General features: G+C 69.4%; 18 protein-coding genes. 7 read left to right on the top strand and 11 right to left on the bottom strand.

Going from position 1 to position 21,364, the window contains the following annotated elements:
* Nucleotide 1 precedes the first annotated feature (1 nt).
* The 4 genes from ACI2LP_RS17160 to ACI2LP_RS17145 all read right to left on the bottom strand — a co-directional run bounded on the left by ACI2LP_RS17160 (nucleotide 2) and on the right by ACI2LP_RS17145 (nucleotide 4,008).
* A complete protein-coding gene (locus tag ACI2LP_RS17160; protein WP_404725325.1) occupies nucleotides 2–1,186 on the bottom strand; it encodes an SRPBCC domain-containing protein in 1,185 nt (394 codons plus the stop codon).
* Nucleotides 1,187–1,227: 41 nt separating this feature from the next.
* A complete protein-coding gene (locus tag ACI2LP_RS17155; RefSeq protein WP_404725324.1) occupies nucleotides 1,228–2,820 on the bottom strand; it encodes a polyamine aminopropyltransferase in 1,593 nt (530 codons plus the stop codon).
* Between the two features lie 50 nt (nucleotides 2,821–2,870).
* Nucleotides 2,871–3,428, bottom strand: a complete 558-nt coding sequence (locus ACI2LP_RS17150) for a DUF2617 family protein (protein ID WP_404725323.1) — start codon at nucleotides 3,426–3,428, stop codon at nucleotides 2,871–2,873.
* A 328-nt stretch (nucleotides 3,429–3,756) separates the two neighbouring features.
* Nucleotides 3,757–4,008 carry a hypothetical protein gene (locus ACI2LP_RS17145; protein ID WP_404725322.1) on the bottom strand — a complete coding sequence of 84 codons (252 nt, stop codon included), beginning with the start codon at nucleotides 4,006–4,008 and terminating at the stop codon, nucleotides 3,757–3,759.
* 135 nt (nucleotides 4,009–4,143) lie between these two features.
* Between ACI2LP_RS17145 and ACI2LP_RS17140 the strand changes: the two genes are divergently transcribed.
* Together ACI2LP_RS17140 and ACI2LP_RS17135 are read left to right on the top strand one after the other, a co-directional pair.
* Nucleotides 4,144–5,343, top strand: a complete 1,200-nt coding sequence (locus tag ACI2LP_RS17140) for a pyridoxal phosphate-dependent aminotransferase (protein WP_404725321.1) — start codon at nucleotides 4,144–4,146, stop codon at nucleotides 5,341–5,343.
* A 152-nt stretch (nucleotides 5,344–5,495) separates the two neighbouring features.
* Nucleotides 5,496–6,704, top strand: coding sequence for a mannosyltransferase family protein (locus tag ACI2LP_RS17135; RefSeq protein WP_404725320.1), 1,209 nt, complete (start codon nucleotides 5,496–5,498; stop codon nucleotides 6,702–6,704).
* A gap of 8 nt (nucleotides 6,705–6,712) precedes the next feature.
* Here the strand turns inward: ACI2LP_RS17135 and ACI2LP_RS17130 are convergent, their stop codons facing one another.
* Both ACI2LP_RS17130 and clpB read right to left on the bottom strand, forming a co-directional pair.
* Nucleotides 6,713–7,261, bottom strand: a complete 549-nt coding sequence (locus ACI2LP_RS17130; protein WP_404725319.1) for a YbjN domain-containing protein — start codon at nucleotides 7,259–7,261, stop codon at nucleotides 6,713–6,715.
* 429 nt (nucleotides 7,262–7,690) lie between these two features.
* Complete coding sequence (clpB, locus tag ACI2LP_RS17125; RefSeq protein WP_404725318.1) at nucleotides 7,691–10,273, bottom strand: ATP-dependent chaperone ClpB; 2,583 nt, start codon at nucleotides 10,271–10,273, stop codon at nucleotides 7,691–7,693.
* A 120-nt stretch (nucleotides 10,274–10,393) separates the two neighbouring features.
* Between clpB and ACI2LP_RS17120 the strand changes: the two genes are divergently transcribed.
* Nucleotides 10,394–10,798, top strand: a complete 405-nt coding sequence (locus ACI2LP_RS17120; RefSeq protein WP_404725317.1) for a pyridoxamine 5'-phosphate oxidase family protein — start codon at nucleotides 10,394–10,396, stop codon at nucleotides 10,796–10,798.
* 196 nt (nucleotides 10,799–10,994) lie between these two features.
* Here the strand turns inward: ACI2LP_RS17120 and ACI2LP_RS17115 are convergent, their stop codons facing one another.
* Entirely contained in the window at nucleotides 10,995–11,312 is a 318-nt protein-coding gene (locus ACI2LP_RS17115) for a (2Fe-2S)-binding protein (protein WP_404725316.1), read from the bottom strand.
* 386 nt (nucleotides 11,313–11,698) lie between these two features.
* Here ACI2LP_RS17115 and ACI2LP_RS17110 point away from each other — a divergent pair, with 386 nt between their 5' ends.
* Together ACI2LP_RS17110 and ACI2LP_RS17105 are read left to right on the top strand one after the other, a co-directional pair.
* Nucleotides 11,699–12,682 (top strand): helix-turn-helix transcriptional regulator, encoded by a 984-nt coding sequence (locus tag ACI2LP_RS17110; protein ID WP_404725401.1) that lies wholly within the window; start codon nucleotides 11,699–11,701, stop codon nucleotides 12,680–12,682.
* Nucleotides 12,683–13,057: 375 nt separating this feature from the next.
* Nucleotides 13,058–13,693 carry a GAP family protein gene (locus ACI2LP_RS17105; RefSeq protein ID WP_404725315.1) on the top strand — a complete coding sequence of 212 codons (636 nt, stop codon included), beginning with the start codon at nucleotides 13,058–13,060 and terminating at the stop codon, nucleotides 13,691–13,693.
* A gap of 95 nt (nucleotides 13,694–13,788) precedes the next feature.
* Here the strand turns inward: ACI2LP_RS17105 and ACI2LP_RS17100 are convergent, their stop codons facing one another.
* From ACI2LP_RS17100 to dnaK, 4 genes are all read right to left on the bottom strand, one after another.
* Nucleotides 13,789–14,241 carry a heat shock protein transcriptional repressor HspR gene (locus tag ACI2LP_RS17100; RefSeq protein ID WP_360877238.1) on the bottom strand — a complete coding sequence of 151 codons (453 nt, stop codon included), beginning with the start codon at nucleotides 14,239–14,241 and terminating at the stop codon, nucleotides 13,789–13,791.
* 1 nt (nucleotide 14,242) lies between these two features.
* A complete protein-coding gene (gene dnaJ / locus ACI2LP_RS17095; RefSeq protein WP_404725314.1) occupies nucleotides 14,243–15,427 on the bottom strand; it encodes a molecular chaperone DnaJ in 1,185 nt (394 codons plus the stop codon).
* Nucleotides 15,428–15,617: 190 nt separating this feature from the next.
* Nucleotides 15,618–16,262, bottom strand: a complete 645-nt coding sequence (gene grpE / locus ACI2LP_RS17090) for a nucleotide exchange factor GrpE (protein WP_404725313.1) — start codon at nucleotides 16,260–16,262, stop codon at nucleotides 15,618–15,620.
* Entirely contained in the window at nucleotides 16,259–18,109 is a 1,851-nt protein-coding gene (gene dnaK / locus ACI2LP_RS17085) for a molecular chaperone DnaK (RefSeq protein WP_404725312.1), read from the bottom strand. The genes grpE and dnaK overlap by 4 nt, the downstream gene beginning before the upstream one ends.
* A gap of 273 nt (nucleotides 18,110–18,382) precedes the next feature.
* Between dnaK and ACI2LP_RS17080 the strand changes: the two genes are divergently transcribed.
* Both ACI2LP_RS17080 and ACI2LP_RS17075 read left to right on the top strand, forming a co-directional pair.
* A complete protein-coding gene (locus ACI2LP_RS17080) occupies nucleotides 18,383–18,910 on the top strand; it encodes a sugar transferase (protein ID WP_404725311.1) in 528 nt (175 codons plus the stop codon).
* A 129-nt stretch (nucleotides 18,911–19,039) separates the two neighbouring features.
* Nucleotides 19,040–21,307, top strand: coding sequence for a heterodisulfide reductase-related iron-sulfur binding cluster (locus ACI2LP_RS17075; RefSeq protein ID WP_404725310.1), 2,268 nt, complete (start codon nucleotides 19,040–19,042; stop codon nucleotides 21,305–21,307).
* Nucleotides 21,308–21,364 lie beyond the last annotated feature (57 nt).

Genomic DNA, 21,364 nt, shown 5'->3' with positions numbered 1-21,364 from the left:
GCTACTTGCGGCGGCGCAGCACGCGGCCGACGACCACGGCGGATGCGAGCGCGAGAGCGGCGGCGGGTGCGATCCAGCGCAGGGTGGCACTGGCGGACCCGGCGTCGGGCGCGGGCACAGGCGCATAACGCCCACGCGGCGGCGCGTGATCGACTTCCTCGGCACTGCGCCCGATCATGGTCCGCCGCGCGTGGGCGGCTTCGGCGGGCGGCTCGTCCCCGCCGAACTCCGCGTCGGCCAGCGGATCCAACGAGGGCGCGGGCACGGGCGCGTCAAACACGGACCCGGCCGGCTCGCTGCCACCCGCACTCTCGGCGTCGTCGGCGATGGGCTGCGCCCCGTCGGGGCGCTCGCCGGCGCCCGGGTCTCCGGACGGGGAAGCCTCGGCCTCGCTTCCGCCGGCGTCCGCGGCGGGCAGGCCCGCGGCTGCGTCGTCGTCCGTCGCGTCGGGGCGCTCTGCGTCCTCGCCTTCAGCCGCGTCACGGGCCGCGGCGGGGTCGGCGCTGCCCGCGCCGCCGGACGCATCCCCGCCCGCAGTCGCGGGCGCACCCGCGGCGCCGGACGCATCGGCGGCGTCCGCCCCTTCACGGGGCGAGGCGTCGTCAGGCGCCACCGCGCCGGGGCTACCCGCTGCGGACCGGTTCGCACCTGCCGCCTCGGCGTCGCCGGACGCAACGGCGTCGTCCACGCCCTCCGCGTCGCCGGACGCGGCGGCGTCCCCGGCCCCGGGCTGACCCGCACCCGCCGCGCCGTCGGACGCCCCCGCGGTCGAGGACAGGCTTTCCGCCGCGCGGTCCAGAAGTCTGCGGGCCGCGGATTGGGTCGCTGACGGCTCCAGCTCCGACAGCCGGCCCTCCGAGCGTGCCGTTCCCGTGAAGGTCAGCGTCGTGCCGCCGTCCGACGGCTTCAGGCCGATCGTCAGCGTCACCTTCGCCGAGCCGGAGCCGCGTGCCTCCACGCCCTCGCCCTCCGCCGCGAAGTCCTCGCCCTGTTCCACGATGCGCAGGATGCCGCGGTAGGTGATCGTGTGGCCGCCGATCCGGAGCTTCAGGCGCCCCGAGAGCGGGCCCGCCGACGCGTCCGCGTCCTGTTGGAAGCCCGGCACACAGCGCGCGACCCGCGCGGGGTCCCTCAGGGCCTGTCGGACGGTCTCTGCCGCAACCGGAACGAACACCTCATGCTCCATGGAAGCCGAGCCTACTCAGGCAGGACGCCCACGTCTGCGTTTCAGTCGGTGTAGCGCGGGTGCACCAGAGTCGACGCCGGCAGGTCCACCCGCCGCGTATGCTCCGCGCCCCACGACGCCTCCGCGAGCACCGCCGCGTCCAGCGTCCGCAGCGGAGGCGCGTCGGGCGCGAGCGCGAGGTCCGGCAGCCGGCCCGGCGCGGCGAGCAGGAAACCCCAGTCGCCCGGCGCGGACGCCGCGCCGGTGGAGCGGTCCGGGCCCGCAGGCCCGGCCAGGCGGCCGGTGACGCGGTACGGACGGGTGCCGAACCCCGCCGCCCGCAGCGTCGCGTCGACCGTCCAGTACGTCCGCGACCGCGAGGCCAGCGGCCCCGCGTGTACGGCCAGGCGCCCGCCGTCAGCGAGGACCCGCGCGGCGAGTCCGTAGAACTCCTGCGAGTACAGCTTTGTGCTCGGTGTGATGCCCGGATCGGGCAGATCCGAGATCACCACGTCGTACGTCCCCCTGGGCACCCGCAGCCACGTGAAGGCGTCCGCCGTGACCACCCGCACCCGCCGGTCGCGATACGCATACCCGTTCAGCTCGGCAAGCGCCGGATCCGTCCGTGCCAGCCGCACGACCCCCGGGTCCAGCTCGACGACGGTCACCGACTCGACGTCCGGATAGCGCAGCACCTCCCGCGCCGCCAGCCCGTCGCCCCCACCCAGGATCAGCACCCGCGCATGCCGCCCCCGCATCGCCGGGTGGACCAGCGCCTCGTGGTAGCGGTACTCGTCGCGCCCGCCGACCCGCAGCCGCCCGTCCAGGAACAGGTCCAGCGGCCCCGACCGCCCACCTGTGAGCACGACTTCCTGGACACCGGTGTGTACGGCGACCCGCACGTGGTCCCCGTACACCGCCGTGCGCGCCGCCTGCTCGAAGTCGTCGACCAGCACGGTCGCGGTCGCCAGCATCGCGAGCACCGTGACATTGGCGACCAGCAGCCCCGCGCGCCAACGCCCTGTCAGATCCCGCCGGAACAGCCACAGCACGAGCGAGCCGCCCGCCACCGCATTGACGGCGCCCGTCAGCAGCGCGCCCGTCAACTGCCCCAGCCACGGCAGCAACAGGAAGGGGAAGGCGAGCCCGCCCACCAGCGCGCCCACATAGTCCGCGGCGAACAGATCCGCGACCGTGCCCTCCGCGTCGCGCCGCGAGATGCGCTGGATCAGCGACATCAGCAGCGGGATCTCCGCGCCGATCAGCACCCCGATCGCGAGGGAGAAACCCACCAGCACGAACCGGGATTCGCCGATCCAGGCGAAAGCCGCGTACAGCACCAGCGCCGAGCAGCCGCCGACCAGCGCAAGTGCCGTCTCCAGCAGGCCGAATCCGACCGCGGGCCGGCAGCGCAGCCGCTTCGCGAGGAGCGAGCCGATGCCCATCGCAAAAACCATCACGGACAACACGACGGACGCCTGCGTGACGGAGTCGCCGATCAAGTACGAGGCGAGGGCGACCAGTTCGAGCTCGTACACCAATCCGCAGGCGGCGCAGACAAGGACCGCCGTCAGCACCAGATACCGGCCGGCGTCGGGGCGCACGGGCAGCCGCACCACGTACGGAGGCGGTGAAATCTGCTGCCGATCGATCATGTTCGTAACGCTACGTCAGGGTTTGCATGCTTCCTGTCACCCACAAGGGTTCAAACTACGGCGCGGGCGCCTGGGGGCACCTCGGCGTGCCGCGAGCCGGCGGGGATGACGTGACCGACCCGCGTACGGGTCACGACAAGACGGCCCTCCTGCGGATACGCATGCCATGTGCGCCAGCGCACCTGTCCGTCCAGACGCTGAGCCAGCATCGCCGTGAAAGCGTGCGGAGAGCCGGGAAACGTTCCGGCGAGACCCTGAGGATGGTCGGCGACCAGCGCGAGCAACTCCTGCGCCCGGCCCGCGAACGAACGGTTCGAGAGCGTCTCGACGCGCGCCGCGAACTCGTACTCCCAGTCGCCGAGCCGCTTGGCAACGCCGAGCGGCAGCGGCGTGCTGGAGCCGGACATGCAGGCGACGGTCTCTGAGCAGTTGCCCTGCTTCTCCTCAAGGAGCACCTGGTGGGAGGCGCCCAGCAGCCTCAACTGCAGCTTCGCACCGGACAGTTCGAGATCGAGGACGGCCAGGGCGGGGAGCGGCTCCCGACCCAGCGCCCAGGCGAGATCGTCGGCGCGGGTATCGGTATACGCGGTATGGAGGGTCGTGAGCATGGGTCGGCTCCGCAAAACACGCTTCGGCGGGAGGACACGTGGACCGGGGGCGTCCCTGAGGGGAGTTGAACAAATCCGGGGGAACGCCTGCTCGGGTCCACATCAGGTCCGAGGGCTGGATGGTTCCTACAGGTTCCAACAGCGAGGGAATCATGAACTGCGCTACACCCACAGCCTTTTTACCCAACTTGGAGTCGGTTCATCCCGTCGGGGGCCTCAGGGTTCAACTGTTCAACTAAAAAGTGCCGGGAAGGACATCAACAAGGAGGCACCCGGCGGGAGTTCACCCGCCAGGTGCCTTCAGTGGTCGCGGACCAGCTGCCCCGTGTCAGCTGCCTCCGCCACCGCATCCGCCCCCGCCACCGCAGGACGAGCCGCCCCCGCACGAAGAACCGCCCCCGCAGGAATGGCCACCCGAGTCACCGCCGCCCGCCCACCAGCTGCCCCCGCTGTCCCCGCTGCTGCCGGCCGTGCCCCGGCGGCTCCCCTTGACGCCCTTGCCCCGGCTGGAGCTGGACGCCATCTTGACGACCACGAACACGACGAACAGCACGATCACAATCCCGACGAAAGCTGCCATTGCGCTCACCGTCCTTTCGTTCCCCCGAAGCGAGCCCCCCGCGTCTTTGCGTGACCGCTTCTTGCGTGAGAGGGGGATGCCCCCGGCCCCGCGGACCCAAAGCAGACTTGAGCAACTCCAGAGCTTCGGCACAGGATGGCGACCATGACTGCACGCGAACCGGGACCACGACCGCTGCTCAACCGCCGGCTGGCGGAATTCGGCACGACGATCTTCGCGGAGATGTCGGCGCTGGCCGCAGCGACCGGGTCGATCAACCTCGGCCAGGGCTTCCCCGACACCGACGGCCCCGAAGAGGTCAGGGAGGCGGCGGTACGGGCGCTGCGCGACGGCCGCGGCAATCAGTACCCGCCCGGCCCCGGCGTCCCCGAGCTGCGCACCGCGATCGCCGACCACCAAGTCCAGCGCTACTTGCTGTCGTACGACCCCGACACCGAGGTGCTGGTCACGGCCGGCGCGACCGAGGCGATCGCGGCCACGCTGCTGGCGCTGGTGGAGCCGGGCGACGAGGTCATCGCGCTGGAGCCCTACTACGACTCGTACGCCGCCTGCATCGCGATGGCGGGCGGCAGCCGCGTCCCGGTGACCCTGCGGCCGCGCGAGGGCGCCTACCACCTCGATCTCGACGAGCTGCGGGACGCGGTCACCGACCGGACGCGGCTGATCCTGCTGAACACGCCGCACAACCCGACCGGCACGGTGCTCACCCGTGCCGAGCTCGCAGCGATCGCCGAGCTCGCCGTCGAGCGCGATCTGCTGGTCGTCACCGACGAGGTCTACGAGCATCTGGCCTTCGACGGCGAGCATGTGCCGATCGCGACCTTCCCAGGGATGCGGGAGCGCACGGTCAGCATCTCGTCGGCGGGCAAGACCTTCTCGTTCACCGGCTGGAAGGTCGGCTGGGTGACGGCGTCCCCCGAGCTGGTGACAGCGGTCCGCTCGGCGAAGCAGTTCCTGACCTATGTGTCGGCGGGGCCTTTCCAGTACGCGGTCGCGGAAGCGCTGCGGCTGCCGCAGGCGTACTTCGACGGTCTGCGCGACGATCTGCGCGGCAAGCGCGATCTGCTGAGCGCGGGTCTCGCGGACGCGGGTTTCGAGGTCTACCGTCCGGCCGGTACGTACTTCGTCACCACCGACATCAGGTCGCTGGGCGAGGACGACGGCTTCGCTTTCTGCCGCGCGCTGCCGGAGCGGTGCGGGGTGGTGGCCATCCCGAACGCCGTCTTCTACGACCACTACGACCAGGGCGCGCCGTTCGTGCGGTTCGCCTTCTGCAAGCGGATCGACGTGCTGGAAGAAGCCATCAAGCGGCTGTCCGAGCTGCGGAAGCAGTGAGTTTCGGGCGCTCGGCGCCCGGAACGGCCGCGGCCCCCGCTGTCACGCGCAACACGCGGCCTTTCAGCCGACCGGGTAGGAACCGGCCCTGTCGGCTCGTCACCGCTCGCGCGCGGGCCGTCGGCCGCTCATGGTCGGATTGACCGACTTGTGTGCGCGCCCGGAGGTGCCCCCTGACCGCCGAGACTGTCGAACGTGCCGCGGCGGCCAGTGCCCGGCCCGTCCCCCGCCGGCACGCCGCGCTGCTGCGGGCCGCCCCCGCGCTGGGGCTGTTCGCGGTGGCACGGCTGACCGGGCTGCTGGTGATGGCCGGCTGGTCGTGGCACATCGGGCGCTCACCGCGGGCGATCATCGCCCGCGCCTGGGACTCCGACTGGTACATGCTGATCGCCGAGCACGGCTACGGCCGCACGCTCCACTGGCCCGACGGCACGGTCCAGAGCGATCTCGCGTTCTTCCCGCTCTACCCGGCGCTGGTGCGCGTCGGCACGACGGTCCTGCCCGTGACGAGCGGAACGGCCGGGCTCGTCCTCTCGTGGACCGCGGCGGGCGCGGCCGCATGGGGGATTTACGCGGTCGTGGAACGGCTGCACGGGCGGCGTACGGCGACCGTGCTGGTCCTGCTGTGGGGCCTGCTGCCGCACTCGATCGTGCTGTCCATGGCGTACACCGAGCCCGTGCTCACGGCCTTCGCCGCCTGGTCGCTGTACGCGCTGCTGACCCGGCGCTGGGTGTGGGCCGGAGTGCTGGCCTTTCTCGCCGGTCTGTCGCGGCCCAACGGGATCGCGGTGGCCGCCGCGGTGCTGGCGGTGGCGGCGTACGAACTGTTCACGGCGTACCGGCGGCGCGAGAACGCCAGCGCGAACCTTCGCATCTGGACCGGCGCGGCGCTGGCCCCGCTCGGCTGGTGCGGCTATGTGCTCCAGGTCGGCTTCCGTACGGGCGATCCGCTGGGCGGATATTTCGCCGTGCAGCGCGGCTGGACCTCGCGGTTCGACTTCGGGATCGGGGCGCTGAAAGTGGTACGGGCGTTGGTGCTGCGGCCCTCGCTGTTCCCGCTGATGGTCGCGCTGCTGATCGTCGTGGCGGCGGTGCTGCTGTTCGCCCTGTTCGCGCTGGAACGGCCGCCGGCGGCGCTGCTCGTCTACACGGCGGTGCTGGTGCTGATCACGCTCGGCGGCTCCGGCTTCTTCGAGTCCAAGCCGCGCTTTCTGCTGCCGGCCTTCCCGCTGCTGCTGCCGCTGGCCTGCGCGGTGGCAAAAGCCCGGCCGAGGGCGGTGATCGTGGTGACCGCCGCGCTGGCCGGGCTTTCGTTCGCGTACGGGACGTATCTGCTGACGCTGTCCCCGATCGCGCTCTAGGTGTGTGCTCAGGCGTCGTCGGCGGGCTTCTCGTCCGCGGGCGTCTCGTCCGCGGTCTCCAGGCCGAGCTGCTCCGCGAGCCACTTGTCGAACTCGATCGCGGCGCGGACCCAGCTGACGGTCGACGACACGAAGTGCTCCAGGCTGACGCCCGTGCCGATCAGCATCTGCGCCTCGCCGATGAGGCGGATGGTGGCGGGACCGTCCTCCTCCTCGTCGTGGAGGTGCGTGTAGACCTTCGGCCACAGGGTGCGGCGGTTCCAGTCGTCGATCGCGTCAAGGAGCTTGGGCCGGTCCTCGACGGCGTGCGGCCGGTCGTAGAACGTGCGCACCGAGAAGACCTGCTGGTCTTCCTCGCCGCGGAACATGAAGTACGTGCGGAATTCCTCCCACGGCGCCGCGAGGTCGCCCTCGTCGTCGACGACGTACTTCAGCTCCATCTGGTCGAGGAGCTGCTTGACCAGGTCCTGGTCGGGAACGACGGGGCCCGCCGGTCCTGCGGCCTGAGGCTGGGGCTGGCCCCCGAAATTCGGAATCGAGGACGGATCGATGGTCACCGTGGATTTCCCTTCGTACGGTTCCTGCCATCCTCTCCCATTGCGGGCGGGGGCTGGCAAGCCCTGACGGCGGCGATCCGCTGCGGGCTGACATGATCCGGCCGTTGGGGGGACGTAGGGGTGCGGGCGGGCCTGTTCCCCCACCCCGCCCCTACCCGAAACTGAGGGCGAGCCCCCAGGCCCCCCGGAGGGGGAAGGTACGTGGGGGCTGACGCCCCCACACCCCGGGAGCGCCGGCTTCGCGGCGCGGAGATCAGGCTCCGCTTTTGCGGCAGGGGCCGTGCCGGGGGCGTTGGTGGTTGCTGCCGGTGGTGGTTTTGCGGCGAACCCGCCGGAACCCGCGCCCCGCGGCACCGGCCCACCCCGCCGACCCGCGCCGCGACCGCCCGCGCACCGCCCCACCCCGACCGCCGCGCCCCGGTCCGAAACCTACGCCCGGCCCACGATCAGGTCGTCGCCGAAGCGGTCCACCCGTACCGTGTCGCCGTCCGTGACCTCGCCCGCCAGGATTTCCTTCGCCAGGCGGTCGCCGATCGCCGTCTGGACGAGGCGGCGCAGGGGGCGTGCTCCGTACGCCGGGTCGTTGCCCTCGTCCGCCAGCCATTCCAGCGCCGCGGGGGTGACCTCCAGCGTGAGGCGGCGCTCAGCCAGCCGCTTCGCCAGGCGGTCGATCTGGAGCTTCGCGATATGCGCCAGCTCGTCCTTCGACAGGGCCGAGAAGACCACAAGATCGTCCAGGCGGTTGAGGAACTCCGGCTTGAAGGAGGCCCGCACCACTTCGAGGACCTGCTGCTTCTTCTCCTCCTCCGAGGTGAGCGGCTCGACCAGATACTGGCTGCCCAGGTTCGACGTCAGCACCAGGATGGTGTTGCGGAAGTCCACCGTCCGGCCCTGGCCGTCCGTGAGGCGCCCGTCGTCCAGCACCTGCAGCAGGATGTCGAAGACCTCGGGGTGGGCCTTCTCGACTTCGTCCAGGAGGACCACGGAGTACGGACGCCGGCGCACCGCCTCGGTCAGCTGGCCGCCCTCCTCGTAGCCGACGTACCCGGGAGGCGCACCCACCAGCCGGGCCACCGAGTGCTTCTCGCCGTACTCGGACATGTCGATGCGAACCATCGCCCGCTCGTCGTCGAAGAGGAAGTCCGCGAGCGCCTTGGCCAGTTCGGTCTTGCCGACACCCGTCGGGCCGAGGAAGAGGAACGAGCCCGTCGGACGGTCCGGGTCCGCGATGCCCGCCCGCGTGCGGCGCACCGCGTCGGACACCGCCCCGACCGCCTCGCTCTGGCCGATCAGCCGCTTGCCGAGTTCGGACTCCATCCGCAGCAGCTTCTGCGTCTCGCCCTCGAGCAGCCGCCCGGCCGGAATGCCCGTCCAGGAGGCGACCACGTCCGCGATGTCGTCAGGGCCGACCTCCTCCTTGACCATCGTGTCCCTGGCCGCTTCCTGCTCGGCCTCGGAGGCTTCCTCCAACTCCCGCTCCAGCGTGGGGATCTCGCCGTACAGCAGCTTGGACGCGGTGTCGAAGTCACCGTCCCGCTGCGCGCGCTCCGCCTGGCCGCGCAGCTCGTCGAGCTTCTCCTTCAGCTCACCGACGCGGTTGAGACCTTCCTTCTCCTTCTCCCAGCGCGCGGTCAGGCCCCGCAGCTCCTCCTCCTTGTCGGCGAGGTCGCGGCGCAGCTTCTCCAGCCGCTGCTTGGAGCCGGGGTCGGACTCGTTCTTGAGCGCAAGCTCCTCCATCTTCAACCGGTCGACGGCGCGCTGCAGTTCGTCGATCTCGACCGGCGAGGAGTCGATCTCCATCCGCAGCCGGGACGCGGCCTCGTCCACGAGGTCGATCGCCTTGTCGGGCAGGAAGCGCGAGGTGATGTACCGGTCGGACAGGCTCGCCGCGGCGACCAGCGCGTTGTCGGCGATCTGAACCTTGTGGTGAGCCTCGTACCGTCCCTTGAGGCCGCGCAGGATCGCGATCGTGTCCTCGACGCTCGGCTCGGAGACCAGCACCTGCTGGAAGCGGCGCTCCAGCGCCGCGTCCTTCTCGATCCGTTCGCGGTACTCGTCGAGCGTCGTCGCACCGACCATGCGCAGCTCGCCTCGCGCCAGCATCGGCTTGAGCATGTTGCCCGCGTCCATCGCGGAGTCGCCGCCGGCGCCCGCGCCCACGACGGTGTGCAGCTCGTCGATGAAGGTGATGATCTGGCCGTTGCTCGCCTTGATCTCGGAGAGGACGGTCTTCAGCCGCTCCTCGAACTCACCGCGGTACTTCGCACCTGCGACCATCGCGCCCAGGTCGAGCGCGACGAGCCGCTTGTTCTTCAGCGACTCGGGCACATCGCCCTTGACGATGCGCTGGGCCAGGCCCTCGACGACGGCGGTCTTGCCGACGCCGGGCTCGCCGATGAGCACGGGGTTGTTCTTCGTACGCCGGGAGAGCACCTGGACGACCCGGCGGATCTCCTGGTCCCGGCCGATGACCGGGTCGAGCCTGCCCTCACGGGCGGCGGCGGTGAAGTCCGTACCGAACTTCTCCAGCGCCTTGTACTGCCCCTCGGGGTCGGCAGTGGTCACCCGGCGTCCTCCCCTTACCGTCTCGAAAGCGTCCAGCAGCTTCTTCGCCGTGGCCCCCTGCTGGGCCAGCACCTCGCCGGCCCGGCCGCCCTTGGCGGCGATGCCGATGAGGAGGTGCTCGGTGGAGATGTAGTCGTCGCCGAGCTCCTTGGCCCGCTGGGTGGCGTCCGCGATGACGGTGAGCAGCTCCCGGTTGGGCTGTGGCGGCGCGACCGTGGATCCGGCAACGCTGGGCTGCGCGGCCAGCACCCGCTCGGCCCCGGACCGCACGGCGGCCTGGTCGGCCTCGACGGCGGCCAGCAGATCGGTGATGTTCTCGTTGTCCGCGCCCTCGAGAAGCGCGAGCAGCAGATGCGCAGGGGTCAGATCGGCATGTCCTGCGGCCACCGCCCGGGTGCTGGCGGCGTTGATGGCGTCACTGCTCTTGTTGGTCAGCTCGGCGTCCACGTGCGGTCTCTCCTCCTCGTCCGCAGTACCCACACTGTTATGACTCATCCAGCGTACACAAAGTTGAGTCTATTCCACTCAAGCTCGTGACGGACAGCCGCCGCCGGTAGGTTCCACAGCATGGCCATCGACCCACGACACCCCGCCGCGTCCTACCTCGCCTTTTGGCGCGAGTACCACATGTGCACCCTCACGACTCCTCGCGCGGACGGCACGCCCCACGTCGTGGCGGTCGGTGTCACATACGACCCGGAGGGCGGTTTCGCTCGCGTCATCACCAACAAGCACAGCCACAAGGTCGCCAACATCCTGGCCGCGGGCCCGGACGGGGCGGCGGTCGCGGTCTGCCAGGTGGACAAGGGCCGCTGGGCGACCCTGGAGGGGCGCGCGAGGGTGCGTACGGAGCCGGAGCTCATCGCGGACGCGGTGGGGCGTTACGCGGAGCGCTACGGGCGCACCCCGGCGCCCAACCCGGACCGGGTGCTCATCGAGATCACGCTGACCCGCGCAATGGGCCGGGCGTAGAACGGGGCCGCACCCGGCTCCCGTACGTGGCTACCCGCCTCCCGTACCGCGGCAGCCGCACCCGGCTGCCGTACCGGGCCGGCCGTAAGCAGCTTCCGTACCCGGACAGCACAGCGGCGCCATCGTGTTTCAGGTCCACGATGGCGCCGCTGTGTGGGGGAAGCACCTGAGCGATTTACAACGACGGGGGAACCGCTCAGGCACTGCGGGGGGTGGCGGTGGTGTCGGGCTCGACCAACTGGTGGTCCCGCTGGTCAAGATTGACAAAAATCATGCCGTACCGGATGGCACAGCGGACGGGCTGCGGTGCTCCTCGGGGCCGGCGAAGGCACCGATACGCGCGGACGTCTTCGTCCTCCTCGCGCGCCACGACGATCGGCTCTCCGAAGAGGGTGACCATCAACGAGTCGCCACGGTGGGGGATTGCCGTGACGAGGTCGATGAAATGCCACCTCGATCGATAAGCCGTAGCCATCTCGCGCCGGAAGACCCGGTCGTCCGGTGGAACGGTCATGCGCTCGTGCGGGCCGGAGCGACACCCCAGGAGGGCTCACCGGGCGTGCCCGCGGCGTCAGCCGGAGCGACACCCCAGGAAGGCTCACCGGGCGTACCCGCCACACCATCCGCGGAAACGAAGCCCCAGGAAGGCTCACCAGGGGTCGCCGTCACCGAGTTGGCGGGAGAGCTCCCCCAGGAGGGCTCACCGGAGGCCACCGCACCTAGCGCGGCCGCCGCTATGGCAAGAGCACAAAGAGCACGTAGCGTCCTAGACATGGGTGATCTCCACCTCTTTTGATCATTCCTCCTCCCCCGCGCATAAGACGATGTCTCACTCCGAACGCTTGCACCAGCGACGGCAGGCATCATGTTCCTGTAATGCAGGAGCCTGAGGGGGTGCATATGCCATCTAATGAGGGCGAAACGGGACACCCTCACGCAGACGGTGAGCTGTGCGAGGCGGGGAAAATTCTTTACATCACCGCACTGCGCACCGGGCGAATAGCCCGGTCAGAGGCAGAATCCACACCCTGTCTCTTCGATCTCGCCCTGCTGCTTCCGGATCCCGACGACGCTCAGTGGCTCCGGCCTGTACCGCCAACCACTGCGCTGACACAGCTGATACACCCCATTGAGCGGGAGATCCAAGAGCGTCGACGACGAACTGTCGCTCTGACCGATGCACTTGAGCCATTCATGGCCTTCACCGCTCAGAACTCCACCGTGCCACAGGGGATTACCGTCCTCGAGGGCCTCAACCGCATCAACACAACCCTCGACCAAGTCACCGCAGACTGCACCGAGGAGCTTCTCACGGTGCAACCCGGGAGCGGGCGGCAGCCGCACATCCTGGAGAAGGCGCTGCGCCGCGTGGAGCCGCTGATCGACCGTGGCGTCCGGATGCGCACGCTCTACCAGCACACCGCCCGCCACCACCCGGCAACGCTGGCCTACATGGAGAAGGTCGGCCCGTCCGGCGTGGAGGTGCGCACGCTGGAGGAGATCATCGACCGGCTGATCATCATCGACCGGAAAGTGGCGTTCATTCCGGCGAGCAGTGACCGTTTGTCCGCCCTGGAGTTGCGGCACAAGGGCATCGTCGAGTATCTCGTCGGCGTCTTCGAGCAGTTCTGGCTGCACGGCATCCCGTGGGAGGAGCCGATCTCGTACGGCCCGGACCTGGACGGCATCACCGGCGTCCAGCGCTCCATCGCCAAACTCCTGGTCGAGGGCCATGTGGACGAGGCCATCGCCCGCCGGCTGGGGATGAACGTACGCACGTGCCGGGCCCATATCGCCAAGCTGGGCTCGTCGCTGGGCAGTGGCAGCCGGACCCAACTGGGCTATCTGATCGCCCAGTCGGGGGTTCTGGAGCACGAGTCCTGAGCTCCGCGCAGACGACCTGATTCCACCGCCCCGGCGTCCGCCGACACGCCGGGGCAGCGGCTGCTGCCGCGGGTCCATGTCACCCAGAAGGACGCAACGCCCGGAGATTCATTCACTCCCTGCTCAAATGGCACATCGCTCACCCCTTGGGCAGCCTTGAGGAACTACGCAGCGTCCGGTGTGCGGGCACCGGACGACCGACGGGCAGGAGGAGTGCGATGGCGCGGGAGCGGCGTGGGCGAACCGGCGACGCTCTCGGCGTCCGGGGCCCACGGTGAGGTGCTGCGCCAGGAGCGCCGGCGAGCCGAGGAGAGGATCCCGCGCCGAGTGCGGCGAGGTACGGCCCGAAACCGGCACCGGCACCGGCGGTCGAGCATGGACCTGAGGATTCTTCCGCTCGCCTTCACCATGATGGTGGGGCCGCAGATCATGTCGGCGATCATCTTCGTCACCGCGCCGAGAGCGGTCCGGGCGTCACTGGCGTTCATTGCGGGTATCGCCCTCGCGACCACGGCCGGGGTGGCCATCATGCGGGGTGTTGCCGCGCTCCTGGGCAAGGCCGTCGACATGGGCCATACGTCCGACAAGGGCTCGGCCGGCCACATCATGGAGTACGTGCTCGTCGGCCTGCTGGTGTTCGCAGCGGCGAAGAACTGGCTGGGGCGCAGAACGGCCGAGCCGCCGAAGTGGCTGAAGTCCTTGATGACGGCCGGGCCGAGGAAGGCGTTCACCGTCGGTGTACTGCTGATTCTGCTGATGCCGTCCGACCTCGTGGTCCTGCTGACCGTGGGGATTCATCTGCAGCATCACCACGCCAACCTGGGCGAGGCGCTGGCCTTCATCGGGCTGACGGTCCTCATCGCGGCACTGCCGCTGCTGGCCCGTCTGCTGTTCGGCAGGAGGGCCGAGCGCGCCATGCCCGGGGTGCGTGAGTGGATGAACACCCACAGCTGGCTCATCAGCATCATCGCCTGCGGGATCTTCATCGCCCTCATCCTCTCCGAAGGCTGACCGATCCCCGCAAGGGACAGGCAAGGGACCGGCAAGGGGCGGACATCAGGGGCCGGAGCAGCACATCTCCGGCCCCTCAGCGCACAAACCCTGTCCTATTCAGGCCGCTTGGGCCGCCAGACCACCAGCGCGCTCGCCTGCTGCACATCCTGGTACGGCACCAGATCGCGCCGGTAGGACGCGTGCACCTGGGCTTCGCGCTGCTGCATCGCCGCCGCCGCTCCCTCGACTGCCGACGACAGCTCCGCGACCCGCTGCTGAAGCGCCGCGACCTGGTTCTCCAGCTCGATGATGCGCTTGATGCCGGCCAGGTTGATGCCCTCGTCCTGCGACAACTGCTGGACGGTGCGCAGCAGTTCGATGTCGCGGGCCGAGTAGCGCCGGCCCCGTCCCGCGGTGCGGTCGGGGGAGACCAGACCCAGCCGGTCGTACTGCCGAAGGGTCTGCGGATGCAGGCCCGAGAGCTGGGCCGCCACCGAGATGACGTACACCGGCGACTCTTCGGTCAGTTCGTAGGGATTGCGGCTGCGTCCGGTTCGGCCGTCCATCTCATGCTCCCTTCGCGGCCTGGAACAGCTCGGCCCGCGGGTCCTCGGCCGCGGTGGCTTCGCGGTAGGCCTCCAGCGCTTCCTTCGCCGTCTCACTGAGCTCCGTGGGTACGGCGACCTCGACGGTGACCAGCAGGTCCCCGCGGGTGCCGTCCTTGCGGACCGCGCCCTTGCCGCGGGCTCGCATCGTACGGCCGTTGGGCGTCCCGGCCGGCAGCTTCAGCGTGACCGGCGGACCGCCCAGGGTCGGCACCTTCACCTCACCGCCGAGCGCCGCCTCCGCGTAGGTGACGGGCACGGTGACGGTGAGATTGTCGCCCTTGCGGCCGAAGACGGGGTGGGCGTCGACATGCACGACGACATACAAGTCGCCTGCCGGGCCACCCCGTTCGCCCGGGGCGCCCTTGCCGCGCAGCCGGATCCGCTGGCTGTCGGAGACACCCGCGGGGATGCGGACCTGCATGGTCCTGGACGAGCGGGCGCGCCCGCTGCCCTTGCAGACCTCGCAGGGGTCCTGCGCGATCAGACCGCGGCCCTTGCAGTCCACGCACGGGTCGGTGAGCGAGAAGGAGCCGCTGCCGCCGCGCGAGACCTGGCCGGTGCCGAGACAGGTCGGGCACACCCGAGGCGTACCGTTTCTGTCGCCGGTGCCCGAACAGGCCTTGCACGCCGCGGAGCTGGACATCCGCAGCGGGACCGTGGCGCCTTCGATCGCCTCGGTGAAGCTGAGCGTCACCTCGGACTCGATGTCCTGGCCGCGACGCGGCTGGGTACGCGTACCCGGGCCGGCGCCTCGGTTGAACAGTCCGCCGAACACATCGCCGATACCGCCGCCGAAGCCGCCTGCGCCACCTTGCGTACCGCCGCCCTGGGCGCCCCCGAAGAGGTCGCCCAGGTCGAAGTTGAAGCTCCCGCCGGGGCCGCCGGGACCTCCGCGGAAGCCGCCGTTGCCGAAGAGGGCGCGGGCCTCGTCGTACTCCTTGCGCCGCTTGGGGTCACCGAGGATGTCGTTGGCCTCGGAGATTTCCTTGAAGCGCTCTTCGGCCTTGGCGTCGCCCTTGTTGGCGTCCGGGTGGAACTCGCGGGCGAGCTTCCGGTACGCCTTCTTGATCTCGGCCTCGGTGGCGTCCTTGGGGACGCCGAGGACCTTGTAGTAGTCCTTCTCGACGAAGTCCTTCGTGCTCATCGACGTCCCTCCTCTCGGACAATCCTTGCGTCAGCCCGTAGGGTGCCTGCCCCGGCTCCGCGCGGGCTCGCGACTCCCGGCACGCACATCTGCTGCGTTGTCGTCGGTCGCCGACGCTCTGCGTCGGCTCCCTCTTCCGCCTTGCATCTGCACGCGCCGGACGCCGCTCCCTTATCCGCGCGGAACCAGATCACGCACCCTCCTCCGGGCCACCGCTCTCCTCGTCGTTCGCCGTCTCTTCCTTCGGGGCCGCGCCCGGCTGGGGCTCGGCCACCGCGACCCGCGCGGGGCGGATGGTCCGCTCGCCGATGCGATACCCCGGCTGAAGGACCGCGACGCAGGTGGTCTCGGTGACATCCGGTGCGTACGAGTGCATCAGGGCTTCGTGGATCGTCGGATCGAAGGGCTCGCCCTCCTTGCCGAACTGCTGCAGGCCCATCTTGGCGGCCGCGGTCTCCAGGGACTCGGCCACCGACTTGAACCCGCCCACCAGCTCCCCGTGGTCACGGGCGCGGCCGATGTCGTCGAGCACGGGCAGGAGCTCGGTCAGCAGATTCGCCGTGGCGATCTCCTTGACCGTGATCCGGTCGCGCTCCACCCGACGGCGGTAGTTCTGGTACTCGGCCTGGAGCCGCTGGAGGTCCGCCGTGCGCTCGTTGAGCGCCGTACGGATCTGGTCCAGCTGAGCCGTCAGACCGGCGATCTTGGCTGCGTCCCCTCCCGGGGCCGCCGGGCCCTCCTTCTTGGAGGACTCGGCGGACTCGGCGGCGTCGTCAGAGGTGGCGCCGGAGGGGACGTCGGGCTTCTCCTCGAAGCCCGGGGTCTCCTCCGTCACGCTGCACCGCCCTTCGCGTCCTTCTCGTCGTCCACGATCTCGGCGTCCACGACGTCCTCGGTGTTGTCCGCGGACTGGGCCTGCTCACCGGCCGGGGCCTCGGCGCCGTCGGGCGTGGCGTTGGCGTACATGGCCTGGCCGAGCTTCTGGCTGACCGCCGCGAGCTTCTCGGTGGCGGTGCGGATCTCGGCGGTGTCCTCGCCCTTGAGCTTCTCCTTCAGCTCGCCGACCGCGGTCTCGACCTCGGTCTTCACCTCGCCGGGAACCTTGTCCTCGTTGTCCTTGAGGAACTTCTCGGTCTGGTAGACGAGCTGCTCGCCCTGGTTGCGGGACTCCGCGGCCTCACGGCGGCGGTGGTCCTCGTCCGCGTACTGCTCGGCCTCCTGGCGCATCCGGTCGACCTCGTCCTTCGGCAGCGAGGAGCCGCCGGTGACGGTCATCTTCTGCTCCTTGCCCGTGCCCAGGTCCTTCGCGGTCACGTGCATGATGCCGTTGGCGTCGATGTCGAAGGCGACCTCGATCTGCGGGACCCCGCGCGGGGCCGGCGGCAGACCGGTCAGCTCGAACATCCCGAGCTTCTTGTTGTACGCCGCGATCTCGCGCTCGCCCTGGTAGACCTGGATCTGCACGGACGGCTGGTTGTCCTCGGCCGTGGTGAAGATCTCGGACCGCTTGGTCGGGATCGTGGTGTTGCGCTCGATCAGCTTGGTCATGATGCCGCCCTTGGTCTCGATACCGAGGGACAGCGGGGTCACGTCGAGGAGCAGGACGTCCTTGACCTCACCCTTGAGGACACCGGCCTGGAGGGCGGCGCCGATGGCGACGACCTCGTCGGGGTTCACACCCTTGTTGGCGTCCTTGCCGCCGGTCAGCTCCTTGACGAGCTCGGCGACCGCGGGCATGCGGGTGGAGCCGCCGACCAGGACCACGTGGTCGATCTCGGACAGCTGGATGCCGGCGTCCTTGATGACGTTGTGGAACGGGGTCTTGCAGCGCTCCAGGAGGTCCGCGGTGAGCTGCTGGAACTGGGCGCGCGTGAGCTTCTCGTCCAGGTGCAGCGGGCCCTCGGCGGAGGCCGTGATGTACGGCAGGTTGATCGTGGTCTCGGTCGAGGACGACAGCTCGATCTTCGCCTTCTCCGCGGCTTCGCGAAGACGCTGGAGAGCCATCTTGTCCTTGGACAGGTCCACGCCGTGCCCGTTGGCGAACTGCTTCACCAGGTAGTCGACGACGCGCTGGTCCCAGTCGTCACCACCGAGGTGGTTGTCACCGTTGGTGGCCTTCACCTCGACGACGCCGTCGCCGATCTCCAGCAGCGAGACGTCGAAGGTGCCGCCACCGAGGTCGAAGACGAGGATCGTCTGGTCGTCCTTGTCGAGGCCGTAGGCCAGGGCGGCCGCAGTCGGCTCGTTGACGATGCGCAGGACGTTCAGACCGGCGATCTCACCGGCCTCCTTGGTGGCCTGGCGCTCGGAGTCGTTGAAGTACGCCGGGACGGTGATCACCGCGTCGGTGACCTTCTCGCCGAGGTAGGACTCCGCGTCGCGCTTCAGCTTCTGCAGGATGAAGGCGCTCATCTGCTGCGGGTTGAAGGTCTTCCCGTCGAGCTCGATCTTCCAGTCGGTGCCCATGTGGCGCTTGACCGACCGGATGGTCCTGTCGACGTTGGTGACTGCCTGACGCTTCGCAACCTCGCCGACCAGCACCTCACCGTTCTTCGCGAAGGCGACGACGGACGGCGTGGTCCTGGCACCCTCGGCGTTGGTGATGACGGTGGGCTCGCCGCCCTCCAGAACGCTGACGACGGAGTTAGTCGTGCCCAGGTCGATGCCGACCGCACGTGCCATTTCAATTCCTCCAGCAGACTGACTTGAGTGGATCTGGCTCAAGGATGCACGACCGAGCCCAGGGCGTCAACGGAGCTGAGTCGACCCCACTCAACTTTTATCCCGCACTTACCTGCACCCTGCCCCGGGAAACTGCCCCGGACCAGCGCCGAACCTGTGTACGCACGCGTGGCGCACCGGTCGGCAGCGGCGGCCGTCTGGAAGAGTCATAGCCGCAAAAAACGGTCAACGAATGACAGCCGTGACGAAGGTCGCGACGAAGGGCGTCCGTCCATGCCTGCAAAGCGAGCCGTCGATCTGACGGGCAGTCTGGTCCTGCTGCTGCTCCTGTCCCCGCTGCTGCTGACCCTCACCGCCGCCGCCGCGGCCACCACCCGGGGCTCGCTCCTGACCCGCCGGGAGCGGACAGGCCTCGGCGGATCCAGGTTTGCGATGCTGACGTTCCGTACGACACCGGTCTCGCCCGTCGGCCGGCTGCTGCGCCGCCACTTCCTGGACCAGCTGCCGCAGCTGATCAATGTGGTGCGTGGCGAGATGTCGCTCGTGGGTCCGCGCCCGCTGCCGCCCGAGGACCCCGAGCAAGCCGGCTTCGCGGGCCGCGCCCGGCTCGGCGTACGCCCCGGGATGACCGGCCTGTGGCAGATCAGCGGCCGTTCGGAGCTGCCCTGGGAGGAGATGGCAGTACTCGATCTGCACTATGTGGAGCAACACTGGCTGGGACTGGACCTTCTTATCCTGGCCCGCACCCTCCCGGCGGCCGCGGCCGGACGCCGGGCGCCCTGTCCGGTCAGGCTTGCCTGAGCGACACAGATCACCGGCTGCGCGGCTACAGTGCGGCGGAATAAGTGGGTACTCTCAGCACGGACTACATAAGTTACCGCTTAGTAGTCTGGACAGATTGCCCACCCTCGCAGGCCCGAGGAGCCCGAAATGCAACTCGCCGCGATCATCGTGTCGCTGGTGCTGACCGTGGTCGGCGTTGCGCTCATCGCCCGAGCCGTCGCGCAGATCTACCGGTTCGTGAAGCTCGGTCAGCCGGTGCCCGCGGGCAGCCGAACCGACAACCCGAAGGCACGCACGATCACCCTGGTCAAGGAGTTCCTTGGCCACACCCGCATGAACCGGTGGGGGATCGTGGGCTTTGCCCACTGGTTCGTCGCGATCGGCTTCCTCACGTTGCCGCCGACGCTGGCGCAGGCGTACGGCCAGCTCTTCCAGGCCGACTGGACCCTGCCGGTCATCGGCGGCTTCCTGCCGTTCGAGATGTACATCGAGTTCATCGGCCTGATGACCGTGGTGGGCATCGTCATCCTGATGGCGATCCGGCTGCTCAACCTGCCCTCGCGGGCCGGCCGCAAGTCGCGCTTCGCGGGCTCCAAGGCCTGGCAGGCGTACTTCGTCGAGTACGTCATCCTCACCATCGGCCTCGCGATCCTCGCCCTGCGCGGGCTCGAGGGCGCGATCCACCACGTGGACCACTACGAGGCGGCGTACTTCGTCTCGTATCCGCTGGTGCTGGCCTTCAAGGGCCTGAGCGTCGCCACGCTGCAGACGCTGATCTACTTCACCGCGATGATCAAGATCGGCACCTCGCTGATCTGGATGATCACGGTCTCGCTCAACACCAACATGGGTGTCGCCTGGCACCGCTTCCTCGGCTTCCCGAACATCTGGTTCAAGCGGAACGCCGACGGCCGGACCGCGCTCGGCGCCCTCCAGCCGATGACGTCCGGCGGCAAGGAGATCGACTTCGAGGACCCGGGCGAGGACGACGTCTTCGGCGTCTCCCAGGTCGAGCAGTTCTCCTGGAAGGGCATCCTCGACTTCTCCACGTGTACGGAGTGCGGTCGCTGCCAGTCGCAGTGCCCCGCCTGGAACACCGGAAAGCCCCTCTCCCCCAAGTTGCTGATCATGTCGCTGCGCGACCACGCGCACGCAAAGGCCCCGTATCTGCTGGCCGGCGGCGGCAAGACGATGGAGGGCGAGGAGAAGGCGTCCGAGGAGCAGCTGGCCGGTGTGCCGGCGGCGGCCCTCGCGGAGGCCGAGCGCCCGCTGATCGGGACGCTGGAGGAGAACGGCGTCATCGACCCGGACGTGCTGTGGTCCTGCACCACCTGCGGTGCGTGCGTGGAGCAGTGCCCGGTCGACATCGAGCACATCGACCACATCGTCGACATGCGCCGCTACCAGGTGATGATCGAGTCCGCGTTCCCGTCCGAGGCGGGCACGATGCTCAAGAACCTGGAGAAGAAGGGCAACCCCTGGGGTCTGGCCAAGAAGCAGCGCGTGGAGTGGACCAAGGAGGTCGACTTCGAGGTCCCGATCGTCGGCAAGGACGTCGAGGACCTGTCCGAGGTCGACTACCTGTACTGGGTCGGCTGCGCGGGCGCGCTGGAGGACCGGGCCAAGAAGACCACCAAGGCCTTCGCGGAGCTGCTGCACATCGCGGGCGTGAAGTTCGCGATCATGGGCGGCGAGGAGAAGTGCACCGGTGACTCGCCGCGGCGCCTGGGCAACGAGCCGCTGTTCCAGCAGCTCGGCCAGGAGAACGTGGCCATGCTGAACATGGCCTTCGGCGAGGACGACGAGGACGAGTCCACGAAGAAGCCGAAGTCGGCGAAGAAGATCGTCGCAACCTGCCCGCACTGCTTCAACACGATCGCGAACGAATACCCGCAGCTGGGCGGCGAGTTCGAGGTCATCCACCACACGCAGCTGCTGCAGCACCTCATCGACGAGGGCAAGCTGATCCCGGTCACGCCGGTCGAGGGTCTGATCACGTACCACGACCCCTGCTACCTGGGCCGCCACAACAAGGTCTACACGCCGCCGCGCGAGATCATGTCGGCCGTCCCCGGTCTGCGTCAGCAGGAGATGCACCGCCACAAGGAGCGTGGCTTCTGCTGCGGCGCCGGTGGCGCGCGCATGTGGATGGAGGAGCGGATCGGCAAGCGCATCAACACCGAGCGTGTCGACGAAGCCCTCTCGCTCAACCCCGACATCGTCTCGACGGCCTGCCCGTTCTGCCTCGTCATGCTCACGGACTCCGTGAACGGCAAGAAGAACGACGGCAAGGCCAAGGAGTCGCTCCAGGTCGTCGATGTCGCGCAGCTGCTGCTCGACTCGGTGAGGACGCCGGCCGACCCGGCGGACGACGAGGAGCCGGCGGACGCGCCGGAACCGGAGCCGGTGAAGTAGTCCGTACGGAGCGCGGAAGCGGCCGGATCTGCCTCGGGGGCAGGTCCGGCCGCTTCC

Origin of the sequence: Streptomyces sp. NPDC019890 (assembly GCF_044903445.1) — a bacterium.
Classification (GTDB): Bacteria; Actinomycetota; Actinomycetes; order Streptomycetales; family Streptomycetaceae; genus Streptomyces.
Note: the sequence above shows the minus strand (reverse complement) of the source record. Positions and strands in the feature narration are given on the sequence as shown.

Coding starts and splice junctions, on each gene's coding strand:
- ACI2LP_RS17110 (WP_404725401.1), top strand. CDS start 11,699: ATGCCATCTAATGAGGGCGAAACGGGACACCCTCACGCAGACGGTGAG.
- ACI2LP_RS17100 (WP_360877238.1), bottom strand. CDS start 14,241: ATGGACGGCCGAACCGGACGCAGCCGCAATCCCTACGAACTGACCGAA.
- ACI2LP_RS17150 (WP_404725323.1), bottom strand. CDS start 3,428: ATGCTCACGACCCTCCATACCGCGTATACCGATACCCGCGCCGACGAT.
- ACI2LP_RS17145 (WP_404725322.1), bottom strand. CDS start 4,008: ATGGCAGCTTTCGTCGGGATTGTGATCGTGCTGTTCGTCGTGTTCGTG.
- ACI2LP_RS17155 (WP_404725324.1), bottom strand. CDS start 2,820: ATGATCGATCGGCAGCAGATTTCACCGCCTCCGTACGTGGTGCGGCTG.
- ACI2LP_RS17075 (WP_404725310.1), top strand. CDS start 19,040: ATGCAACTCGCCGCGATCATCGTGTCGCTGGTGCTGACCGTGGTCGGC.
- ACI2LP_RS17160 (WP_404725325.1), bottom strand. CDS start 1,186: ATGGAGCATGAGGTGTTCGTTCCGGTTGCGGCAGAGACCGTCCGACAG.
- ACI2LP_RS17120 (WP_404725317.1), top strand. CDS start 10,394: ATGGCCATCGACCCACGACACCCCGCCGCGTCCTACCTCGCCTTTTGG.
- ACI2LP_RS17140 (WP_404725321.1), top strand. CDS start 4,144: ATGGCGACCATGACTGCACGCGAACCGGGACCACGACCGCTGCTCAAC.
- dnaK (WP_404725312.1), bottom strand. CDS start 18,109: ATGGCACGTGCGGTCGGCATCGACCTGGGCACGACTAACTCCGTCGTC.
- ACI2LP_RS17080 (WP_404725311.1), top strand. CDS start 18,383: ATGCCTGCAAAGCGAGCCGTCGATCTGACGGGCAGTCTGGTCCTGCTG.
- dnaJ (WP_404725314.1), bottom strand. CDS start 15,427: ATGAGCACGAAGGACTTCGTCGAGAAGGACTACTACAAGGTCCTCGGC.
- ACI2LP_RS17115 (WP_404725316.1), bottom strand. CDS start 11,312: ATGACCGTTCCACCGGACGACCGGGTCTTCCGGCGCGAGATGGCTACG.
- ACI2LP_RS17105 (WP_404725315.1), top strand. CDS start 13,058: ATGGACCTGAGGATTCTTCCGCTCGCCTTCACCATGATGGTGGGGCCG.